The sequence below is a fragment of the Streptomyces sp. NPDC058964 genome, from assembly GCF_042741275.1.
Taxonomy (GTDB): Bacteria; Actinomycetota; Actinomycetes; order Streptomycetales; family Streptomycetaceae; genus Streptomyces.
The window spans coordinates 1-1237 of record NZ_JBHYKH010001004.1 but is presented as its reverse complement, the minus strand read 5'-3'; the positions used below and the strand labels follow the sequence as shown (position 1 = coordinate 1237).

General features: G+C 75.3%; 1 protein-coding gene and 1 pseudogene. Both read left to right on the top strand.

The window, feature by feature from the left end; translation table 11 throughout:
* A partial coding sequence (locus tag ACFW2E_RS47200; RefSeq protein ID WP_384478430.1) for a hypothetical protein occupies positions 1-880 on the top strand: 880 nt, incomplete at its 5' end.
* Positions 877-1237, top strand: a pseudogene (locus ACFW2E_RS47195) (hypothetical protein); the annotation flags it as partial. The gene ACFW2E_RS47200 and the pseudogene ACFW2E_RS47195, both read left to right, overlap by 4 nt.

Below are 1237 nucleotides of genomic sequence, written 5' to 3'. Positions count from 1 at the left end.
TGTCGGGTGCGCGTGCCCGCGCGGCGGGCGGGGGCCCGCGCCAACTCCGGCGCGCCCCCGGGGGACCGCCCCCGCCGCGGCCGAACACCTCACCCGCGGAGCGACCGGCTTCGGCGAGGCGGTGCAGGCGTCGACGAACACGCTCACCACCGGCCTGGTGGCCGCCGGAGAGGAAGCGGCCCGGCGGATCGTCGAGACGGTGGCGACCACCTCCGGCCGGTTCGCCGAGACCGTGGCACGGGCGGCCGCCGGTCAGGAGGCGCAGGCCGCGCGCCAGGCCGCGGACGTCCACGCGATCCTGACGGAAGGACGTGACGCGCTCACCTCCGCCGCGCTGGAGCTGCGGGAGTCGGCAACCGGCCTGGACCGGAGCCTGACAGTACTGCCGGACGCGATCCAGCAGGCGGCGGGCACCGGCGCCGACCACATCGGCCTCGCCTACGAGACCGCGGTGACGGCGCTGGCCGTCTCGCTCCAGGGGGAGGTACGGAAAGCCGGGGAGGTGCTCGCGGCGCAGACGGTTGACGGACTGGCCCGGCAGGAGGCCGCGCACCGGGCCGCGCACGAGCGGCAACTCGCCTCCGAGCAGCGGCTGCTGGCCTCGGCGGCTGATTCCCGGGCGGTGCTCGTGAGCCTGCTGCAGCGCATCGAGGAACACATCACTCGGCTGGAGGAGCTGGCGCGGCACGAGGAGACCGTGCGGGTGCGCACCCAGCAGGACCGCCAACTGCGCGCCTCGGCCCTGCGCAAGGAGCTGGACCTGCTCGACCAGTTGCGCGAGCGCCAGGAACGGCTTCTCGACGTCTGGACGGACCACCGGTCACCCGACGCCGTGACGGACACGACGGTGCCCGACGCCCGCCCGGGGAGACAGCCGTGAACCGGCCGCGCGGGGTGTCACTGGCCCAGGCGTCCGGATGGCTCTTCGCCGACCTGCTGCTGATGCTCGTCATCGTCGTCCTGGGCGGCCAGTCCCCCGACGCCGGCGACGATCCGTGCCCGGACTGCACCTCCGCCACCTCGCCCGCCTCCGCCACCTCACCGGCCACCGCTCCCCCGGCCCCCGCCGCTCCCGGACCAACAGGTCCACCGGGTCTGGACCCGCACAGTGAATCGATCGTGGTCGAGCACGTCGACGTGGCCGCGGTGCTGCGCCGCGACCCGCGGGCCCTGGCGGAAGTGGAACGCGGAATACGCCGAAACGCGCGGCGGGTGGGGGGACCGCCTGGCGCGCCTG